A 20,653-nucleotide genomic window follows, 5' to 3' on the forward strand; every position below is an offset into this window, starting at 1 on the left:
CCCGGTCAAGCGCATCGCCCGGGCGTTGATGACAAATCATTGATTAGCCGTGACAGTTGCGGTAGCATTTTGCCTCTTTTGTCGCCAGCTTGGCGATTCTCCTTGCCTCACCGGCACCGTCGGGAGGCTGTAATCCGTGAGGAGTGTTCATGCGTCACTACGAAATCGTGTTTTTGGTGCACCCCGACCAGAGCGATCAGGTTCCCGCCATGTGCGAGCGGTATCGCTCGGTGATCGAAGCCGATGGCGGCCATATCCATCGTCTGGAAGACTGGGGACGTCGCCAGCTGGCCTATCCCATCGAAAAAATCTACAAGGCCCATTACGTGCTGATGAACGTCGAGTGCAGCCAGAGCGCACTGGGCGAGATCAAGAGCGCATTCCGCTTCAACGACGCGGTGCTGCGCAACCTGATCATGAGCCGTCCCGGTCCGGATACCGCCCCTTCGCCGCTGCTCAAGTCTCGCGATGAAGAGCGCAGCGAGGAAGGTCGTTCCCGTTCGGCCCAGCGTGAAACCGCAGTGGCCGACGAGGACGACGAGGACGGGGATGCCGAGGACAGCAACGACTGAAATCGTGTGGGTTCTGCCCCGGCGCATTCGGCGCCCGGCCCATGAGTCGTGTTTAGGAGAGAATCATGTCGCGTAATTTTCGCCGCCGTAAGTATTGCAAGTTCACCGCCGAAGGCGTCACCGAGATCGACTACAAGGATCTGGCGACTCTCAAGGCCTACATTGCCGAGACCGGAAAGATCGTTCCGAGCCGCATCACGGGAACCAGCGCACGCTATCAGCGTCAGTTGGCCAAAGCCGTGAAGCGTGCGCGGTTCCTGGCCTTGTTGCCCTATACCGACCAGCACTGAGGCGATCCGCAGGGGACAGCATGCAGGCGCTCGCCCGCTATTCATTGTCCGGTCCCTGGCAGGCGGTCCTGGTGATCAGCTTGCTTGGGATCGGCGCTTGGATCTTGTTTCCCCTCATGTATCTCTCTGGAGCATTGCTCGCGCTGGTTGCGATGCAGATGGGGCCGGGAAAGGCGAGTCAGGTGCTGCTGGGTGGACTGGTGGCGCAAGGCATCGCCGGTACGGTACTGATGGCGTCGCCGAGTGTGGCATTGGCGCTGGCTGCGGTGATCTGGGTACCGATCGTTGCTCTCGGTGGGCAGGTCTGGAATCGGGCGAGTCTGCCCCCGGCACTGGCCACGGTGGCGCTCTTGGGGCTGGTTGCCGTGATGGGATTCTATCTGCTGCATGAGGATCCCGGCCTCTGGTGGCAGGAGCGTCTGGAGCACACCATGGCCGTACGAGCCCCTGACGGCTTGATGCCGGGTGGCGACGAGGATCTGGCCGCCCTGATCGGCAGAGTGGCCGCGTACCTGCCAGGCGCATTTGCCGGTGTGTGGGTAATGGGGCTGGCTGCCGGGTTGGTACTGGGGCGCTGGTTGCAATCGTGCCTGTATCGTCCTGGCGCCTTTGGCATTGAGTTCCAGGCTTGGCGACTGGGCAAGCGCTGGTCAGGGGTCGTGGCGGCGTGTCTGTTCGTGGCGAGCTGGCGGACGGATCTGGCGATCAACCTGCTGGTTCCGCTGACCGTGGTCCTGAGTTTGCCGGCCTTTGGCCTGATGCACGCCTTGTTGCAAGGCCGTGCCGGCGCGAAGATCTGGTTGGGATTGCTCTACGCGGCGCTGCTGTTGATGCCGCATCTGGTGGTGGTTTTGGCTGTAGTGGCCTTGTTGGATGGTTGGTTGGATTTCCGGGCGCGCGCACCGAAGATCTGACTGATGAATGTGAACGTATTGGGATGATGACGAGATGGATGTAATTCTTCTGCAGAAAGTCGAAAATCTGGGCGGCTTGGGGGATCGGGCGACCGTGCGTCCCGGGTATGCCCGTAACTATCTCATTCCGTTTGGCAAGGCGGTTCCCGCCACCCCAGACCGGATTGCCGAGTTCGAAAGCCGCCGCGCCGAGCTTGAGCGTGAGGCCGCGGAGAACTTTGCCCATGCGCAAGGTCGCAAGACCGAGCTGGAGAGCGTGACCGTGACCTTGCGGGCCAAGGCATCCGGTGAAGGCAAGCTGTATGGTTCGATCGGCACGGCGGATGTTGCCGAGGCCCTGACGGCCTCCGGTCATCCGGTCGAACGTCGCGAAGTGCGTTTGCCGGAAGGCCCGATTCGCATGGCGGGCGAATACGACGTTACCGTTCATCTGCATTCCGATGTGGACGCGGTGGTGCATATGGTGGTCGTCGGCGAGGAGTGATTCGCTCCAGCGGTGACCGGCAAGCGGGATCTGCGGGCATGGGTGAGCAGGGCGGCAAAGCGGGCTCGGGTCAGCCCGCCGATCTTTCTTCGATGCGGGTTCCACCGCATTCGAGAGAAGCGGAGCAATCCTTGCTCGGCGGTCTCATGCTGGATGAGGCCAGCTGGGAATCCGTCGCCGATCAGGTGACGGAAGAGGACTTTTATTTCTCAGCGCACCGGCTGATCTTCCGTGCCCTGGCTCATCTCGCCGAAACCATCCAGCCCCGTGATGTGGTCACCGTTTCCGAGTGGCTGCAGCGGGAGGGCAATCTGGAAGGCGTGGGCGGTCTGGCCTATCTCGGGATGTTGGCCCGGGATACCCCAAGCGCTGCCAACGTCGCCGCCTATGCCGCCATCGTTCGCGCCCGCAGCGTCCTGCGCCAGCTGATTCGCATCGGCACTGATATTGCGCAAAGCGGCTATGAACCACAGGGGCGCGAAGTCCCTGAGCTGATCGACGCAGCCGAGCGGCAGGTGTTCCAGATTGCCGAGGCGGGGCTGCGCCACAAGCAGGGCTTCGTGCCCATCCGCCGCCTGTTGTCCGAAGCGCTGGACAAGATCGACACTCTGTTCCAATCGGACAATCCCATTACCGGGCTCGGGACCGGGCTGGTCGATTTCGATGACAAGACGGCCGGGCTGCAACCGGGAGATCTGGTCATCATCGCCGGCCGCCCTTCGATGGGCAAGACCAGTTTTGCCATGAACCTGGCCGAGCATGCCGCGATCCGCGACAAGGTGCCGACGGCAATCTTCAGCATGGAAATGCCGGGTCAGCAACTGGCCATGCGCATGATCTCGTCATTGGGCCGGATCGATCAAAGCCGGGTTCGGACAGGCCGTTTGGCCGACACGGATTGGCCGCGCATCACCTCGGCGGCGACCCTGATCGCCGAGGCGCCGATGTTCATCGATGACTCGCCCGCGCTCTCACCGACCGAGATCCGCGCGCGCGCGCGCCGCCTCAAGCGAGAACACGGCCTGGGCCTCATCGTCGTCGACTATCTGCAGTTGATGCAGATTCCGGGCAATCAGGAAAACCGGGCCTCGGAAATCGCCGAAATTTCCCGCAGCCTGAAGGCTCTGGCCAAAGAGCTGAATGTTCCGGTCATTGCCCTGTCCCAGCTCAACCGCAATCTCGAACAGCGCCCCAACAAACGCCCTGTGATGTCCGATTTGCGTGAATCGGGCGGGATCGAGCAGGATGCGGACCTCATCATCTTCATCTACCGCGATGAGGTCTACAATCCGGAAAGTCCCGACAAGGGCAGCGCCGAGATCATCATCGCCAAGCAGCGCAACGGGCCAACCGGGACGGTGCGTCTCACCTTCCTGGGGCAATATACGCGCTTCGAGAATTTCGCCTCGGAGGAGTACGGTGGGGGCTACGCATGAACAGGGTTCCGCGCGGCGCACCCTGGATTCAGATTGACCTTACGGCGCTGACGCATAACCTCGCCGTGGTCCGCCGCCATGCGCGGACCGCGCGGGTGATGGCGGTGGTCAAGGCCGATGCCTACGGTCACGGGCTGCTGGCGGTGGCGCGTACCCTGGCCGCCCATGCCGATGCCTTGGCCGTGGCGCGGCTCGATGAGGCGCTGCGGCTCCGGGCGGGTGGAATCCAGACACCGGTCGCCGTACTGGAAGGCGTGTTCGATGCCGACAGTCTGCAGCTCGCCGCACAGCTCGGTCTGGAGTTGGTGGTTCATGATTCCTTCCAAGTCGATCTCCTTGAGCAGACGGCATTGACGGGGCGTCTGCGCATCTGGCTCAAGGTCGACACGGGTATGGGACGACTCGGAGTCGATCCGGCTCATGCCGGCGCGCTCTGGCGACGGTTGATGGATTGTCCGGCGGTCGAGGCACCGGTCGGGTGGATGACCCATCTGGCTCACGCCCAGCGCGGTGTTTGCCGGGAGACCGATCGGCAATTGGAATGTTTTTCAATCGCGTGTGACGGCCATCCGGGTCCCCGGAACATGGCCAATTCTGCCGGAATTCTGGCGTGGCCGGCGAGTCACGGCGATTGGGTGCGGCCAGGCATCATGCTTTACGGCGTATCGCCATTTTCCGGAGAGCAAGGCGCCGATATCGGTTTGCGTCCGGTGATGTCGCTGCGCTCAGAGCTGGTATCGGTCAAACCATTGGGCCGCGGGGCGCGAGTGGGTTACGGCGGGCACTGGCAGGCGGATCGTGATACCCGGCTTGGCGTGGTCGCGGCGGGCTATGGAGACGGCTATCCACGCACGCTACCCAGTGGAACCCCGGTGTCGGTCAATGGCCGTGCGGTGCCATTGGTGGGTCGTGTGTCGATGGATCTGTTGACCGTCGATCTTGGACCCACCTCCGACGATCGGGTGGGCGCCCCGGTCGTGCTGTGGGGGAACGGCGGTCCTGCCGTCGAGACATTGGCGACCGCGCTGGGGACGATCGGCTACGAACTGCTGTGTCGGGTGACACCACGGGTCCGGCGGGTCGCTGGCGGCCACGATGACGCTTGCGCCGCGCAGGCGCCGGTGGGCGCCCCAATGATCGGCCACCCCGCAGAACGATGCGGGTAAGTGGAGTGATCTGACGAGTGGATGGACTTCACGGGCGTCCACGGACGTGGTGTCGTGCCCCCAGTGATCCGGTCGATCTCCCCGTTCCACAGATTCTCTTCAGTTCACCGTGGATGAAGCATCCAGCACCGGCGCTTCATCCCTGGCCGCCGCCTGGCTGAGTTGCGCACGCAGTCGAGGCAGCGCGTCGGGATGATGCGTTTGGAGATAACGGATCAGACCTTCCCGCACTGCGCAACGGAGATCCCACGCCTGGGGCGCATTGCGCGCGCTCATCAATGCACGCAACTCGATCACCCGTTCACGGCTGTCGGTGACCTGCAGAACATTGACTTTGCCATCCCAAAGGGGATTGGCCTGCAGCAAGCGGGTCAGTTCGGCGCGCAGCGGCTCCAGTGGGACCGCATAGTCGGTATAGAGAAACACGCTGCCGATCAACTCGGCCGAATTGCGCGTCCAGTTCTGAAACGGCTTTTCGATGAAGTAGTTGATCGGTAAGACGATTCGTCGCCAGTCCCACAATCGCACCACCACATAGGTCAGGGTGAGCTCCTCGATCCATCCCCATTCGTTTTCGACGATCACCGCATCGTCGATACGGATGGGTTGGGTCAGGGCGATCTGAAAGCCTGCCAGCAGGTTCCCAAGGATTTTCTGGGCTGCGAATCCCACCACCAGGCCGAGGATGCCGGCGGAGGTCAGCAGGCTGGTTCCCAGCTGGCGGGCACCGTCGAACAACATTAACGTGGACGCGCCGGAGATCAGGAGCACCAGAAAGATCCCCAGTTTCTTCAGAAAGGAGAACTGAGTCCGGATGGATCGGGCCTGAAGATTGTCCTCGACATTGATCGGATAACGGACGGCGACCAGACGTTCCAGGACACCGAGCGCCCGGATCAGCACCCACGCGACGGTGCCGATCAGCAGGATCGAGACGATGAGATTGACGAGCGTGGTATAGCGCGGGGCGGTGGGGAGCAGGGGCCGTGCCAGGAGCAGGGCGATCAGCGGCAGAATGAGTTGCAGGCCATTGGCCAGCACCGGTATCAGCAGTGCCTCCAGCGTCGTGGTTTGTTTTTCACCCCATCGTTCGGCGTATCGGGCCAAGCGGCGCGCGACACGATAGAGCACCCAGAATGTCCAGGCGAAGAGCAGGATATCGGCAAGGCGTTCCAGGGGTGCCAGCACCACGATGCCGGTGTTGCTTTCCAGCGTCTGCATCAAAGGACGCAGAGACAGGTAGCAGCCGGCCACCAGCGTGGCACTGACTACCGGATAGCGGGATGCCACCAACAGTTCCCGAATCACCTGACGCAATTCCGGCGAGGACGCAGGCGCGCGATTCGGGAGGCCATTGGTGGGACGCAGGATGCGATGGAGCACTGCGGCGGCGACCCCGGTAGCGAGCAGGGAACCGATTACGAGCCCCCACAGTGTCCCCGGAATCTTCCCGATCAGATCGATGATGTCGGTCATGACCGCAGTCCCCGCTTCAGTGCATTCGGAACGTGATTTCCATCGGTCGTATGTTGCGTTGGCGATGCTGCCGGACGCCATGATCGCCGCTGTATCGAGCCACGACCTGCCCGCGCCGCGTCTGGGCGGACATGCGACGCGGGGTTTTGAGTTTCCGACGACTCCGGCGCGTTGATCAATCCAGCTGAGCGAGTAGGCCGTTGACCGGGATTGCGAGCCATGCCGGCCGATTGTTCATCTCATAGCGGATCTCATAGAGAGTTTTCTCGATGAGAAACAGCCGCAGCAACTGGCGCCTCAGCGCATCGTCTGCAGGCCAGGTTGGGCATCCCGCGATGGCCTCGTGATAACCGGCCAGAAACGCCTCGACGGTGTGCTGCTCCCAATCGGTGATGCGCGGCTCCAGATGAATCCGGTCAGATGGACGTTCAGTGGTGGCATGCGCCAGCGCCACCGTGCCGGCATAGCTGAAGGAGCGCAGCATGCCCGCCACATCGCGCAACGGTGAATGTTTGGCGCGCCGTTCCGCCAAGGGCCGATCCGGTTCGCCTTCAAAATCAGTGATGACGAAGTCGTCTTCGACCAACAGTACCTGGCCGAGATGGTAATCGCCATGATAGCGGCCGCTCATGAGTTGAACGTTTGCCACCTCATGCGGATGGAGACAGGCCAGCACATCCTGTCGCCGCGACAACAACCGGTTACAGGGGTCCTGAAGAGATTCGGGGAGCTGGTCGATCCGGGCTTCCAGTTGATCGAAGGTCTTGACCGCATCACGATGAACGGTCTCGAACCAGCTTTGGAAATCCGTCGCGGTCGCGGGCTCGGGATCGAAGGCGGGATTTCCGGTGGGCACGCCAAGCGCCTGGTGCAGCTCGGCCGTGCGCTGTCCCAGCTTGTGCATCTGGTGCATGAAAAAGGCATGCTGGTTGTTGCTGACAGCGCCATTGTCCGAAACCGGTTCGGCGAGGATGCGTTCGAGATAGTCGACCGTATAATTCCATGCCAGCCCCTGGTTGCTGACATAGGGCTGCAGCAGGGCCAGCGTCATGGTCTCTCCGGATGGGGCGGTGTACTGCATCGTCCCGCCGACCGGGACAATGTTTGCATAACGCCCCTGTTCGGTGAGGAAACGGCCCACTTCCACTTCCGGGTTGATTCCCCGTTGCAGCCGACCGTAGGCCTTGAGGAAGAGGCGTTCTCCGAACAGCACCGAGAGATTGCTCTGTTCAAGCGCGGGATGATAGATCGGCTCTTCCAGTGCCGTCTCGACATTAGGGATCGCACCGGTGGACTGGAAGCGCACGATTCCCTTGCCAAGGTGCAGCTCCGTGCCCTTCACCATGGCCTGCCCCAGTGCACGGCAGAACGGGTTGTCCCCATAAGCGCTGTACAGAATACCCATGCGGGCTTTTTCACGAACCCGGGCCAGTGTCCAGGGCAGCAAGGCATGCAGCGTCTCGTCGCTGACATCGTCTTCCCAGGCGATGGCAAGCGGCAGGAAATACAACTGTGGTTCACCCTCAGCGAAATGCACTTCGATGAGCGTCAACAACCACTGGCCGTCGTTGGTGCGCCACTCGCTTTGTTCAACGATATCGATGTGTCGGATGACCCGGTCCTTGCCGGCAAACCAGCGTTTGTTCTGCAGATAGGGGGCGAGGATATCCTGTTGGAACTGCGACTGGGTTCGGCTTTCGATGGCGCGCCGCACCGTGCTGGCGATATTGCGACCACTAAAGAACGTCAGCCAGCCCTCGGTCAGCACCAGCACTGGGAACTCGCGCGGGGGGAGATGGTCCTGATGCCAGACCGGCGCCTCGACATCGGTGGCCAGGCGAAAGGCGTAGTAGCCATGCCCTTTCAAGGTCAGCAGATAGGGTAGATCGCCGATGGGTGGAAACGGGGTGTGTCCCAGAAGTTCTACCGGTACGCGATGCTTGTATTCGCTGAGGTTGAGCTCGACGGGCTGGGCGCTGCGCGACAGATTGACCACGCAGAGGATTTTTTCATCGCGCCATTCGCGCACATAGGCCAGGATCTTGCGGTTTCCCGGTTCCAGGAATTTCAGGGTGCCATTGCCGAATGCGCGGTAGGTCTTGCGCGCGGCAATGAGGCGCTTGATCCAGTTGAGCAGTGAGGATGGATTGCGCATCTGCGCTTCCACATTGATGGTCTCATAGCCATAAACTGGGTCCATGACCGGCGGCAGGAACAGCCGCTGCGGATCGGCTCGCGAAAATCCCCCATTGCGATCGGGCGTCCATTGCATCGGGGTGCGTACGCCATTGCGGTCCCCGAGATAGAAATTATCGCCCATGCCGATCTCGTCGCCGTAATAGAGAATGGGCGACCCCGGGAACGTCATGAGCATGAAATTCATCAGCTCGATGCGTTCCCGATCGTTTTCCATCAACGGCGCGAGGCGGCGCCGGATGCCCACGTTGACTCGCGTTCGGGGATCGACGGCGTACATGGTGTACATGTAATCGCGCTCGCGGCTGGTCACCATTTCCAGGGTCAGTTCATCGTGGTTGCGCAGAAAGATCGCCCATTGGCAGTTATCCGGAATATCGGGTGTCTGCGCCATGATTTCGACGATGGGATGGCGATCCTCCTGGGCGATGGCCATGTACAGACGGGGCATCAGCGGGAAGTGATAGGCCATGTGGCATTCATCACCCTCCCCGAAGTATTCCCGTACATCCTCTGGCCACTGATTGGCCTCGGCGAGCAACATGCGGTTGGGGTAGTTGGCATCGATCACCGAGCGGATGTTCTTGATGACCTCATGCGTCTCGGGCAGGTTTTCGTTGTTGGTCCCTTCACGGACGCAAAGATAGGGAATTGCGTCGAGGCGCAGTCCGTCGACACCCATGTCGAGCCAGAAACGCATCACGTGGATCACGGCCTTCACCACGGCCGGATTGTTGTGATTGAGATCCGGCTGGTGGGAAAAGAAGCGGTGCCAGTAGTAGGCTTGCGCCGCATCGTCCCAGGCCCAGTTGGATTTTTCGGTGTCGGTGAAGATGATGCGCGTGCCATCGAATTTCTTGTCGGTATCGCTCCAGACGTAGAAATCGCGTTTGGACGAACCGGGCGGCGCGAAGCGCGCAGCCTGAAACCACGGGTGCTGGTCGGAGGTGTGATTGATGACCAGTTCGGTGATCACCTTCAGTTTGCGCCGATGCGCCTCGCGAATGAACTGCTTGAAATCGGCGCGGGTTCCATATTGCGCGTCGACGTTGTGATAGTCGGAGATATCGTATCCATCGTCGCGGAAAGGCGAGGGGTAGAACGGCAGCAGCCAGATGGTATTGACGCCCAGGTCCTTCACATAGTCGAGCTTCTCGGTCAGTCCGCGGAAATCGCCGGTCCCGTCATTGTTGGCGTCGAAGAATGCCTTGACGTGCAGTTCATAGATGATGGCGTCCTTGTACCAAAGTGGATCATTCCACCAGTCCGAAACGGTTTCGTCAGTGGCATGGTCAGGGGGGATGATGCCGGGCTCCATGAACAGTTCTCCGCGCTTGGTCTTATTGGAAGTAATCGAAGTCACGTTCGCTGCGTAGGCGACGGCGCAAGCGCAGGATGTGAATCGGGGCCGCATGGGGGTCAAGCCGCACGAAGTTGCGTGGGCCCTGCCATAGGTAGCGGGCATCCGACAGCAGGTCATGCGCCTGGTAGGAATCATTGGCACCAATGCCAAAGCTGTCGAGTGGTAACTCGATCCAGCCGGATTGCGCATGGTGCGGGTCGAGATTGGCGACCATGATCAGAATGTTTTCCTCGCCGCCGAGTCCTTCGGCCGATTTGCTGTAACAAAGCAGCATGTCGTTGTCGACCGGATGGAACCGCAGGCCCCAATCCCGTTGCAGGGCCGGATTGTCCCGACGAATGCGATTCAGGCGCGTGATGAAGGGCGCCAGGCTGTCGGGGCGGCTCAGGTCCCAGTGACGCAGCTGGTATTTCTCGGAGTCGAGATATTCTTCGCTACCGGGTTCGCGAGCCTGGTGTTCCAGCAGTTCATAGGCGGGGCCGTACAGGCCGTAGTTGGCGCCCATCGTCGCGGCCAGCGCGACACGGAGCATGAAGGCGGAACGGCCACCATACTGAAGGAATTCGCTCAGAATGTCCGGGGTATTCGGCCAGAGGTTGGGGCGGAAATACTCGCGGGAATCATGCTGGGCCAGCTCGATCAGGTAGTCGGTAAGCTCATGCTTGGTATTGCGCCAAGTGAAATAAGTATAGGACTGGCTGAAGCCTAGCTTGGCGAGCCGATGCATGATGCTGGGCCGGGTGAACGCCTCGGAGAGGAAAATCGTCTCGGGATGCGCCTTCTTGATTTCGGTGATGAGCCACTCCCACATGGGAAACGGTTTGGTGTGGGGATTGTCCACGCGAAACACGCGCACGCCCTGTTCGATCCAGAAGGTGAAAACGCTTTTCAGCTCGTGCCACAAATCCTGCCAGTCTTCGGTCTCGAAATCGAAGGGATAGATGTCCTGATATTTCTTGGGCGGATTCTCGGCGTATTGCACGGTGCCGTCCGCGCGCCGCCGAAACCATGTGGGATGCTCGCGCACATAGGGATGATCCGGCGCGCACTGAAAAGCGATGTCGAGCGCGACGTCGATGTCGAGCGCTCGGGCGCGTTCGATGAAGCGCCGGAAGTCCTCCTGCGTACCCAACTGGGGATGGATGGCCTTGTGGCCGCCCTCGGACGCGCCGATGGCCCATGGGGACCCCACATCCTCTGGGGTGGCTTCGAGCGTGTTGTTGCGCCCCTTGCGGAAGGTTCGGCCGATGGGATGGATGGGCGGCAGGTACACGACATCGAACCCCATCCGGGCGATGTCGGGCAATCGCTGTTCGCAGTCGGCGAAGGTGCCGTGGACGTCTTCGCGGGGTCCGCAGGAACGGGGGAAAAGCTCATACCAACTCGAGTAACGGGCACGGATCGGATCGACCGTCACCGGCAGGATGCGCTCGTATTCGGTGATATGGCGGCGCTCGGCATGACGATCCATGAGACGTTCCAGTTCGGGATCGACGGCGATGGCGCACCCCTCGCTGCCGGTCACGGCATCGCGCAGCGCTTCGGCGTAGTGCAAGAGACTCGTGCGGTCGTCCTGATTCGCCCGGCTCGCCGCTGCCTCCACAAGCATCGCGCCGGTTTTCAAGGCAATCAGGATGTCCCGCTCATTTTCACGACGCACCAGATCGTGACGCCAGGTGCGGAAATGATCCAACCAGGCGATGAGGGTGTACTCATGGCGCCCGATCCGGTCGACCCGGAATTGTGCACGCCAGCGGTCGTTGACCAGCGGCTGCATGGGTGCTTCCTGCCATTCGGCTGATCCAGCAGCGCGGTGACGCACCATGGCCCGTACCCGATCGTGGCCATCGCAGAAAACAGCCGCCTCGACCTCGATGATTTCGCCAATCACGCGCTTGATCGGAAAACGCCCGCAGTCCACTTCGGGCTTGACCGCCTCGATGATGACGCGCTGTCGCCCATCCTTGCTGACTTCAAGCATGCGAGTTCTCCGTTCACGCCGCGGGTACGGGTTTGAGGTAGATGATGCCAAGCGGCGGTAACGTCAGCGACAGGGAGTGGAAGTAGTCCTGCGTCGCCACCGGGGCCGCTTCGATTCGCCCCAGGTTGCCGATGTTGCTACCGCCGTAGATGGCGGCGTCGCTGTTGAGCAGCTCTTCCCACAGGCCGCCCTGCGGGACGCCGATCCGGTAATTGTTCCGAGGCACCGGGGTGAAATTGCACACGATCAGAACGACATCGTCGGGATTTTTGCCCTGGCGCAGAAAGGCGAGCACGGAATTTTCCCAGTCCTGGAAGTCCACCCACGCGAATCCTTCCGGGTTGAAATCGACTGCATGCAGGGCCGGATGGGTTCGATACTGGTGATTGAGGTCGCCGATCCATCGCTGCAGGCTGTCGTGAAGCGGGTACTGCAAAACATGCCATTCCAGGCTTTCCTCGTGCTGCCATTCACGTCGCTGGCCGAATTCACCGCCCATGAACAGCAGTTTCTTGCCCGGATGCGCCCACATGTAGCCATAGAGCAGGCGCAGATTGGCGAATTGCTGCCATTCGTCCCCCGGCATCTTGCCGATGAGCGCGCCTTTACCGTGGACCACTTCATCGTGCGAGAGCGGCAGGAGGAAGTTCTCGGTGAAGGCATACCAGATGCTGAACGAAATCTGTCCCTGATGGTAGCGGCGGTGGATGGGGTCGTTCTGGAAATACTTCAGGGTGTCGTGCATCCATCCCATGTTCCATTTCAAGCCGAAACCGAGCCCGCCGACGTAGGTCGGTCGCGAGACCATCGGCCAGGCAGTGGATTCCTCGGCCATGGTCTGGGTATCGGGATGATCCTGGTAGACCGCTTCGTTGAGCTTGCGGAGAAACTGAATGGCGTCCAGGTTCTCCCGCCCGCCGTGGCGGTTGGGAATCCATTCGCCCTCGCGCCGCCCGTAATCGAGATAGAGCATCGAGGCGACGGCATCGACCCGCAGACCATCCACATGGTATTTCTCCAGCCAGAACAGGGCGCTGGACAGCAAGAACGACCGCACCTCATTGCGTCCGTAGTTGAAGATGGCGCTGTTCCATTCCGGATGAAACCCCTGGCGGGGGTCGGCATGCTCGAACAGATGGGTTCCGTCGAAGTACGCCAGTCCATGCTCGTCGCTCGGAAAGTGCGACGGCACCCAGTCCAGAATCACGCCGATGCCTTGTTGATGCAGGTAATCGACGAGGTACATGAAATCCTGCGGCGAACCATAGCGCGCCGTGGGGGCGAAATAGCCGGTCGTCTGATACCCCCACGAACCATAAAACGGGTGTTCCATGACCGGAAGCAGCTCGACATGGGTAAAACCCAGGCTGCGGACATGTTCGGCCAGCTGGGGCGCGATTTCCCGATAGCTCAGAAAGCGATTGCCTTCTTCCGGGAGGCGTCGCCAGGAACCGAGGTGGACTTCATAGATCGATAGCGGCGCTTCCAGTCCGTTCGCCTCGCGTCGCCGGGCCATCCACTCGGTGTCGTTCCAATCATAGTCCAGCGTCCAGATGCGCGAGGCTGTCTCGGGCGGCGACTGGCTCCAGACGGCGAAAGGATCCGCCTTGTCAACGGCGTAGCCGTGATGGCGGGAAACGATGTGGAACTTGTAGGCGCTGCCGAGCGGCACCCCGGGGATAAAGCCTTCCCAGATGCCCGAGTCATCGGTGCGCGGCGCGAGGGCGTGGCTCTGCTTGTTCCAGTCGTTGAATTCACCCATGACGGAAACCGCCGCGGCGTTGGGTGCCCAAAGTGCGAAGTGCACGCCCGGCTTCCCGGCCATCTGCCGGGGATGGGCCCCGAGCTTATCGTAGAGCCGGGTGTGGGATCCTTCTTTGAAAAGGTAGACGTCGTGGGGCGTGAGGGCAGCGTTGTCGGGAGACCGGATGATCGGCTCGTTGATTTGCATGAGGCAGATTCCTGTCTGGCTGTGCGGTTTGCGGCGGGCAGGAAATGCAGTGGCGGGTTAGGGGCGCTGTGGAAAGCACCCTATCGACGGTTCAGTGAATACAGGTACGGGCTGTTCCCGTGGTGGATGGGAAATGCCTGACGGCCGTACGATCTCATGCCCCCGTTTCCCGACGTTTGACATTAATGCGACCAACTGGGCGGACCAAGGTTCCGTGCCCTATGCGGGTCGGCCGGCGATGATCTGGCATTCGCAGGCGCACGAGTGCGCGCGGCGGTGTCGGCGCGCCGCGTTCGGGATTCAGGGGTTTTGATGGGCTCGGGGCGCGAGCGGCATCAACGCGCCGATCGTGTCCTCGAGGCCGGACTCGTCGAGCCCACAGGCCGCGAGCAATTCCTCGCGGGTACCGTGCTCCAGAAACTGGTCTGGGAGACCCAGGTGGGTGATCGTGACGCTCAGCCCATGGCGGGCCAGGCACTCGGCAACGGCGCTGCCGGCACCACCGGCCACGACGTTGTCTTCAACCGTCACGAGATGACCATGGTTGCGAGCCAATTCCAGCACGAGCGCTTCATCGAGCGGTTTGATGAAACGCATGTTGACGCCGGTGGCCCCGAATTTCCGGGCGGCCTGCATCGCCGGTTCCACCATGACTCCGAAGGCCAGCACGGCGAGGCCATGTCCCGGGTGCCGGATTTCCCCTTGGCCGACCGGCAGGGTGGCTGCCCCGGTATCGAACGGCCGTCCGATGCCTGCTCCGCGGGGATAGCGAACGGCCGTCGGCCCCTCGATGGAGAGAGCGGTATTGAGCATGGCGCAGCATTCGGCTTCGTCAGCCGGTGCCATCACCACCAGATTGGGAATGCAGCGCAGGAAGGAGAGATCGAAGGCGCCGTGATGCGTGGCGCCATCCTGTCCGACCGGACCGGCGCGGTCAATGGCGAAAACGACCGGCAAATTCTGTAGCGCCACATCGTGAATCAGCTGATCGTAGGCGCGCTGTAGGAAGGTCGAGTAGATGGCAACCACCGGATGCATGCCTTCGCAGGCCAAACCCGCCGCAAGGGTTACCGCATGCTGCTCGCAGATCCCTACGTCGAAGTAGCGATCCGCAAAGCGCTTCTCGAACTCCACCAACCCCGAGCCTTCCCGCATGGCAGGTGTGATGCCGAGTACGCGCGGATCGCGCGATGCCGCATCGCAGATCCATGAACCGAAGACCTGACTGTAGGTGGGTTTCGCATCCGGCTTTCCGGGGGGCAGAGTTCCGGTGTCCGGATCGAAGCGGGTCACTCCGTGCCAAGCAATGGGGTCCTGTTCAGCCGGCGCAAATCCCTTGCCCTTGCATGTGACCACATGCAGGAACTGGGGACCGGGACGATCGCGCAGATTGCCCAGCGTCTGGATAAGGGTCGGCAGATCGTGTCCATTGACCGGACCGATATAATTGAAACCCATCTCCTCGAACAGTGTTCCAGGCGCCACCATGCCCTTGACGTGCTCCTCGGCACGCCGGGCGAACTCCCACATTGGCGGCACGTGACGCAGCACCTTTTTCCCTTCTTCCCGAATGCTGGTATAGAAGTGGCCCGAGAGGATCCGTGCCAGATAGTTGGACAGACCACCGACATTCGGGGAAATCGACATTTCGTTGTCGTTCAGGATGACCAGCATGTCGGCGCGCAGATGGCCGGCGTGGTTGAGCGCTTCGTAGGCCATGCCTGCCGTCATGGCGCCATCGCCGATGATGGCTGCAATGCGCCGATGTTCACCTCGGGCGCGGGCACCCAATGCCATCCCGAGCGCGGCACTGATGGAGGTGCTGGAATGCCCGACCCCGAAGCTGTCGAACGGACTCTCCGCGCGCTGCGGGAAGGGCGCCAGCCCGTGCAGCTTGCGGATGGTGGACAAGGCCTCGCGCCGGCCCGTGAGGATTTTGTGGGGGTAGGTCTGATGGCCCACGTCCCAGACCAGGCGATCTTCCGGCGTTTCGAAGATGTAATGCAGCGCAATGGTCAGTTCCACCGTCCCCAGATTGGCGGCGAAGTGTCCACCGGACTTCCCGATGGTTTCGATCAGATAGCCGCGCAATTCCGCAGCCACCGCGGACAGCGATGATTCAGGCAGCCGGCGCAGGGCTGCGGGCGAATCGATTTGCGCCAGCAGAGGGAAACTTGAATTCATGGCAACCTGGAAGCATGAGGTGAACGGAGATTATCGGGATGTAGGCCTTTTGCATCAAGGATAGGTCATCCCGAAACCGGGATATGGATTAGCAATGCCGGTTGAGCAGTTCATCCGCCAGCGTGCGGAGCGGTTCGGCCGCCGAACCGAAAGAAACGAGTTCGCTCATGGCGCGCTGGTGGAGTTCCAGTCCTCGGCGTTGCGCACCATCCAGTCCGAGAAGGACCGGGTAGGTAGCTTTGTCATGAGCCAGATCGGCGCCTTGTCGCTTGCCGAGGGTGGCGGTGTCGGCGGTAATGTCCAGAATGTCGTCGCGGATTTGAAACACAAGGCCCATGGCCGCTGCAAAGCGGTCCAAGTGTTGATAGGCCGGGACATCCTCGTCGAGCGCCAGATCCGCCGCGAGGCGAACCGCCGCGCTGATGAGTGCGCCGGTTTTCTTGCGATGGATGGTTTCCAGATGCGCCTCATCGATTCTGCCGGCGCTCGCCGCCAGATCCATGGCCTGACCGCCGGCCATGCCCCAGGAGCCACAGGCTCGGCTCAGGGTGCGCACCTGCTGCATCTTCTGGGCAGGCGTGGGTCCTTCGCCGGCCACCGGTCGGGAAAGCAGCTCGAAGGCCAGGCACTGCAACGCATCTCCGGCCAGGATCGCCGTCGCCTCGTCGAAGGCGCGATGCGTCGTCGGACGGCCACGCCGGAGATCGTCGTCGTCCATGGCGGGCAGATCATCGTGGACCAGCGAATAGGCGTGAATGATCTCGACTGCGCAGGCGGCATCATCCAACCAGTCGAGCGGCACGTCGAGCAGCATGCCCGTGGCGTAGCACAGCGCCGGGCGTACCCGCTTGCCGCCGCCGAGGACGGCATAACGCATTGCGGCGTGAAGTTTCTGCGGCGCTGCATCGGCAGGCGGTAGTCGGCTTTCCAGCGCCGCGTCGACCCGACTGCGCCATTGGTTCAGGGCCGGACAGATCGGCGGCCGGCTGTTCATTCCGGCGTCGCGTTCGGGTTGAATGGTGCAAGCGGCGCTTGCGGATCCGGCTGGGTCAGCACCAAGACGCGCTGCTCGGCTTGCTGCAGTGCCTGCTGGCAACGTCGGGTCAGTTGAACGCCCCGTTCGAACCGCTCCAGCGATTGCTCAAGGCTGAGTTCGCCGCGCTCGAGCTGCTGGACCAATGTCTCGAGTTCCTTGAGGGCGGCTTCAAAGTCCAGGGTTTCGGCGTTCACGCAACTCACGGGTGCAAGCGGATGGATGGAGTTAGACAAGGTTTCATGCTGCCTCACTCGTCAGGCAAAATCCAGTCTGCCAGGTGGTGGACCGGTGGGCAGGGAAGGCTGGTATCGGTTCGCTGACCGGTGGCAAAATCGCTGCGCTTCCGGGAACCCGCCGGAGTGGATTCAGGTCTCAGATGCGGGATGTTGAGGTCCGGCGTCCGGTCGGCCAGCGAAGCATCAATCCCGTCAAGCAACGACTTCAACAGTGGTAACGGTGAACACCATGACTTGGGTGAAACGTATTTTTCTGTTCGGGCTGACCAATATTGCGGTGATCGTCCTACTGACGGTTGTGCTCCGGGTACTCGGTCTCGATCAGGCGCTTGCCGTCCGCGGCGGCAACCCGCTTGCACTTCTGGTCTTCGCTGCAGTCATGGGGATGGGCGGCTCGTTCATTTCACTGGCGATGTCCAAGTGGATGGCCAAGCGGTTCATGGGGGTACGGGTAATCGAGCAGCCCACCAGCAATCTGGAGCGCTGGCTGGTCGATACTGTCGCACGCATGGCACGCGAGTCGCAGATCGGCATGCCGGAGGTCGGGATCTTCGACAGCCCGGATCCGAATGCCTTTGCCACCGGCATGTCCCGCAACAATGCGCTGGTGGCGGTGAGCACCGGGCTGCTGCAGCGCATGCGCCAGGAAGAGGCCGAGGCGGTCCTGGGTCATGAAGTGGCCCACGTGGCCAATGGCGACATGGTGACCTTGGGTCTGTTGCAGGGGGTGCTCAATACGTTCGTGATCTTCCTGTCACGTATCATCGGCTCGGTCGTTAACAACGCCCTCTCTCGCGGCGAGGAGCGCCAGGGCTACGGGATCGGCTATTTCGCGACCGTCATCGTGGCGGAGATCGTGCTGGGCCTTCTGGCGACCGTGATCGTGATGGCGTTTTCGCGCTGGCGCGAGTTCCGGGCTGATGCTGGCGGTGCGGCACTGACCAGCCGCGCTGCAATGATCGGCGCGCTGGAGCGGTTGCGCGAAGCCCACGAACCGCCGTTGATGCCGGACCAACTGCGCGCCTTCGGAATTCGTTCCGGCGGCGGCATGATGCGGCTGTTCATGAGCCATCCGCCGCTTGAGGAGCGGATCGCGGCGCTGCGGGCTGCGGGCTGATCCGTTAAACCGTCCGCCTTTACGCCCGTTCTCCCTGGCGTCTGGGCGGACGTGTCCGTTGATCCGGAGAATGCAGGACGACCTCAGGTTCCTGCACGTAATGCCCCTGTAGATAGTGCACCCCCAGCTGCCAGAGCATGGCCAGGGTATGGGCGCTTTCCACATGCCCTGCAATGACACTGATGCCATGGCGTTCGGCGTATTCGACGATCTGCCGAATGTGGTTCTGGGCTTCTTGGTTTTCGGCGATTTCCTGCAACAAGATCGGTGCCAGTTTGATGAACTTCGGTGACAGGTGGCTGGCCAGTTGGAGCGCATGCGGACTGGAGCCGAAGTGATCGATTGCGAGGCCATACCCTTCTTGACGTAACCGCTGTGCCAGACTCAGCACAGTCTTCAAATGGGACTCAATATTCCCTTCGGCGATCTGCAGGTACATCGGCGCCGCTGCATCCCCTTTTGGAAGGTGCGTCATGAACCAGTCCAGACTCCGTTCCGACAGGATGCTGGCGGCGGAAAGCTTGACGAAGAACCCAGCCTGGTTGGATGTGCGGCGCTGATCGGTCAAGACCGCAAGGGCGTGACTGAAGACCCAGTGATCCAATTCTTCCGCAACGCCGGTGCGCTCGGCCGCGGGCCAGAACAGCGCCGGCGCCTGCTCTTGTCCTGCCTCATCCAGCAGGCGAAGGCGGACTTCATAATATTCGGTGGCGCTGGCCGTCAGTGATGAAATGGGTTGATAGACCAGATGCAGGCGCTCATGCGCCAACGCCGCTCGTAGGCGGTTCGCCCACGCCGAATCGGCTTGCGCGGTATCCGTCCCGCTGTTTCGGCGTTTGACCACGCCCAAGATCTGGCGCGCGCTGCGCGCATCCAGCGTACTGCGTTCGGTTTCCATGACGGCTGCTTCAAGTGACACCGATGCATGGTCTGGCCATTCCCGGACGCCGAAGAATGCACGCAATACCCGGCTTTGCGTGCCGATCTCCACGACATGCTGCGCCAGCTGGGCCTGCCATTGGCCGGCTTGTTTCTGGGCCTCGTCCAGTGTCGTCGCGGTAAATGCCCCGGTCAGCCAGAAATCCCGCAGTTGAACCAGGACACTTCCGGTCGGCAGCAGGGCTTGCAACGCAAGCGCATAATTTTGCAAGGCGGTTTCGCAGCCAGCATATCCCGCGTCCGGGAGCAGATCAGGCAGCTCGTCGAGATAGATCGTCAGGAGAAATCGGTTGTCGGCGGCGGGTGCGGGAAACTCGGCGAGTGCCCCAAGTGCCGTCTTGATCTGCGCAATTCGCGGGGGAAGGGAGGCCAGGTGTTCGGCCTGCAATTGCGCATTGCGCGTCTCTGCGTCCGCAAGCTGCGCTTTCAGGCGCATCAGGTCCTGCTCCAGCTGAGCACGCTCTGGTACCGGTAGGTCGGATTCGGCGCGGGGGGCGAGCGCCTGTTCGCTGGCCGAATCGGTCGATGGTGCGGGAATCAGGATCTGCAGCGCCCCGGAAACGCCCGATGGGGCCCATCCAACGTGCCAGCTCATGGGGACGGTACGGCCTGCTCGATGTTGACCGGTGACTGAGAGCGCCTGGTCGGGCAGCATTCCGGCTTGAGCGTCCCGCAGGCAGCGCTTGAATGTATTGCGGGACGCTGGTGCGATGATATCCATGACGGGAGTGCCTTCGATATCGGAAGGCTGATCATATCCGAGCAAGCCCGAAAAGGCCGTATTGACCTGGGTCAGCACGCCTTCGGTGATGGTGGCAATCGGATCGGAGGTATGCGCCACGAACTGTTCGTATTGGCGCTGCCATTGGCGCAGCTGCTCGCTTGCGCTCAGACGGCTTACGGCAATGCCGGTCAGCGCGATTTCGCGTTGCGCGACAGCGGCCAGCAAATCCCCAGCCTGAAAATCCATCAAAAAGGCGGCGCCCTGGCGGATCGCTGCCGCCATGCGCGTCGAGTCGGGCCGTTCGCCGCCAACGATGACCGGTATTGGGGGGGTGCATGCCTGGGCACGTACAATGACATCCGGCATCGCGACGGGACCGTTGCTCTCGGGACACAGCAGCAGATCCGGTCGATCCGTGGCCAGCGCCTGATTCAGGGCAGACAGATCCGGAACGTGGCGTGTCCGAACCCGCAGGCCGGCATTGCGCAGGAGGCTGCCGACCATTTCGGCCGAATTCGGTGATCGATTGACGACCCATGCCGAAATTGGAACAGACGCCTCGCTTTTCAAGGTCTCATCTCCCGGGCG

15 protein-coding genes are annotated in these 20,653 nt (G+C 61.7%); 7 read left to right on the top strand and 8 right to left on the bottom strand.

Annotation, left to right across the window (positions count from 1 at the left end; genetic code table 11):
- Nucleotides 1-149 precede the first annotated feature (149 nt).
- From rpsF to alr, 6 genes are all read left to right on the top strand, one after another.
- Nucleotides 150-572, top strand: a complete 423-nt coding sequence (rpsF, locus tag E4680_RS04785) for a 30S ribosomal protein S6 (RefSeq protein WP_135281248.1) — start codon at nt 150-152, stop codon at nt 570-572.
- A 65-nt stretch (nt 573-637) separates the two neighbouring features.
- The gene (gene rpsR, locus E4680_RS04790; RefSeq protein WP_135281249.1) at nt 638-862 is read left to right on the top strand and encodes a 30S ribosomal protein S18; all 225 of its coding nucleotides are present in this window, start codon (nt 638-640) and stop codon (nt 860-862) included.
- Nucleotides 863-882: 20 nt separating this feature from the next.
- The gene (locus E4680_RS04795; protein WP_135281250.1) at nt 883-1,776 is read left to right on the top strand and encodes a hypothetical protein; all 894 of its coding nucleotides are present in this window, start codon (nt 883-885) and stop codon (nt 1,774-1,776) included.
- A gap of 34 nt (nt 1,777-1,810) precedes the next feature.
- Nucleotides 1,811-2,260, top strand: coding sequence for a 50S ribosomal protein L9 (rplI, locus tag E4680_RS04800; RefSeq protein WP_135281251.1), 450 nt, complete (start codon nt 1,811-1,813; stop codon nt 2,258-2,260).
- Between the two features lie 38 nt (nt 2,261-2,298).
- Nucleotides 2,299-3,696, top strand: coding sequence for a replicative DNA helicase (gene dnaB / locus E4680_RS04805; RefSeq protein ID WP_135281252.1), 1,398 nt, complete (start codon nt 2,299-2,301; stop codon nt 3,694-3,696).
- Nucleotides 3,693-4,862: an alanine racemase gene (alr, locus tag E4680_RS04810; RefSeq protein ID WP_135281253.1), complete on the top strand. Its 1,170-nt coding sequence runs from the start codon at nt 3,693-3,695 to the stop codon at nt 4,860-4,862. The genes dnaB and alr overlap by 4 nt, the downstream gene beginning before the upstream one ends.
- A 99-nt stretch (nt 4,863-4,961) precedes the next feature.
- Here alr and E4680_RS04815 read toward each other — a convergent pair whose 3' ends face one another.
- From E4680_RS04815 to xseB, 7 genes are all read right to left on the bottom strand, one after another.
- Complete coding sequence (locus tag E4680_RS04815; protein ID WP_167792386.1) at nt 4,962-6,338, bottom strand: mechanosensitive ion channel family protein; 1,377 nt, start codon at nt 6,336-6,338, stop codon at nt 4,962-4,964.
- Nucleotides 6,339-6,513: 175 nt separating this feature from the next.
- Nucleotides 6,514-9,852 carry a maltose alpha-D-glucosyltransferase gene (gene treS, locus E4680_RS04820; protein WP_135281255.1) on the bottom strand — a complete coding sequence of 1,113 codons (3,339 nt, stop codon included), beginning with the start codon at nt 9,850-9,852 and terminating at the stop codon, nt 6,514-6,516.
- A gap of 22 nt (nt 9,853-9,874) precedes the next feature.
- A complete protein-coding gene (locus E4680_RS04825; protein WP_135281256.1) occupies nt 9,875-11,878 on the bottom strand; it encodes an alpha-1,4-glucan--maltose-1-phosphate maltosyltransferase in 2,004 nt (667 codons plus the stop codon).
- Between the two features lie 13 nt (nt 11,879-11,891).
- Nucleotides 11,892-13,829, bottom strand: coding sequence for a 1,4-alpha-glucan branching protein GlgB (glgB, locus tag E4680_RS04830; protein ID WP_135281257.1), 1,938 nt, complete (start codon nt 13,827-13,829; stop codon nt 11,892-11,894).
- Nucleotides 13,830-14,129: 300 nt separating this feature from the next.
- Nucleotides 14,130-16,013, bottom strand: coding sequence for a 1-deoxy-D-xylulose-5-phosphate synthase (dxs, locus tag E4680_RS04835; RefSeq protein WP_135281258.1), 1,884 nt, complete (start codon nt 16,011-16,013; stop codon nt 14,130-14,132).
- Nucleotides 16,014-16,101: 88 nt separating this feature from the next.
- A complete protein-coding gene (locus E4680_RS04840; RefSeq protein ID WP_135281259.1) occupies nt 16,102-17,007 on the bottom strand; it encodes a polyprenyl synthetase family protein in 906 nt (301 codons plus the stop codon).
- A complete protein-coding gene (xseB, locus tag E4680_RS04845; protein WP_240696118.1) occupies nt 17,004-17,282 on the bottom strand; it encodes an exodeoxyribonuclease VII small subunit in 279 nt (92 codons plus the stop codon). The genes E4680_RS04840 and xseB overlap by 4 nt, the downstream gene beginning before the upstream one ends.
- Nucleotides 17,283-17,523: 241 nt before the next feature.
- On the opposite strand from xseB, the gene htpX reads away from it, so the two are divergent.
- Nucleotides 17,524-18,402 carry a protease HtpX gene (gene htpX / locus E4680_RS04850; protein WP_135281285.1) on the top strand — a complete coding sequence of 293 codons (879 nt, stop codon included), beginning with the start codon at nt 17,524-17,526 and terminating at the stop codon, nt 18,400-18,402.
- A gap of 19 nt (nt 18,403-18,421) precedes the next feature.
- On the opposite strand, the gene E4680_RS04855 is transcribed toward htpX, so the two are convergent.
- The gene (locus tag E4680_RS04855) at nt 18,422-20,635 is read right to left on the bottom strand and encodes an EAL domain-containing protein (RefSeq protein WP_167792387.1); all 2,214 of its coding nucleotides are present in this window, start codon (nt 20,633-20,635) and stop codon (nt 18,422-18,424) included.
- Nucleotides 20,636-20,653: the final 18 nt, after the last annotated feature.

It is taken from the genome of Candidatus Macondimonas diazotrophica, from assembly GCF_004684205.1.
GTDB classification, from domain to species: Bacteria; Pseudomonadota; Gammaproteobacteria; order UBA5335; family UBA5335; genus Macondimonas; species Macondimonas diazotrophica.

Excerpts from the sequence above, each read along its gene's own strand:
- rpsF (WP_135281248.1), top strand. The coding sequence starts at position 150 with ATGCGTCACTACGAAATCGTGTTTTTGGTGCACCCCGACCAGAGCGAT.
- rpsR (WP_135281249.1), top strand. The coding sequence starts at position 638 with ATGTCGCGTAATTTTCGCCGCCGTAAGTATTGCAAGTTCACCGCCGAA.
- E4680_RS04795 (WP_135281250.1), top strand. The coding sequence starts at position 883 with ATGCAGGCGCTCGCCCGCTATTCATTGTCCGGTCCCTGGCAGGCGGTC.
- rplI (WP_135281251.1), top strand. The coding sequence starts at position 1,811 with ATGGATGTAATTCTTCTGCAGAAAGTCGAAAATCTGGGCGGCTTGGGG.
- dnaB (WP_135281252.1), top strand. The coding sequence starts at position 2,299 with ATGGGTGAGCAGGGCGGCAAAGCGGGCTCGGGTCAGCCCGCCGATCTT.
- alr (WP_135281253.1), top strand. The coding sequence starts at position 3,693 with ATGAACAGGGTTCCGCGCGGCGCACCCTGGATTCAGATTGACCTTACG.
- E4680_RS04815 (WP_167792386.1), bottom strand. The coding sequence starts at position 6,338 with ATGACCGACATCATCGATCTGATCGGGAAGATTCCGGGGACACTGTGG.
- treS (WP_135281255.1), bottom strand. The coding sequence starts at position 9,852 with ATGGAGCCCGGCATCATCCCCCCTGACCATGCCACTGACGAAACCGTT.
- E4680_RS04825 (WP_135281256.1), bottom strand. The coding sequence starts at position 11,878 with ATGCTTGAAGTCAGCAAGGATGGGCGACAGCGCGTCATCATCGAGGCG.
- glgB (WP_135281257.1), bottom strand. The coding sequence starts at position 13,829 with ATGCAAATCAACGAGCCGATCATCCGGTCTCCCGACAACGCTGCCCTC.
- dxs (WP_135281258.1), bottom strand. The coding sequence starts at position 16,013 with ATGAATTCAAGTTTCCCTCTGCTGGCGCAAATCGATTCGCCCGCAGCC.
- E4680_RS04840 (WP_135281259.1), bottom strand. The coding sequence starts at position 17,007 with ATGAACAGCCGGCCGCCGATCTGTCCGGCCCTGAACCAATGGCGCAGT.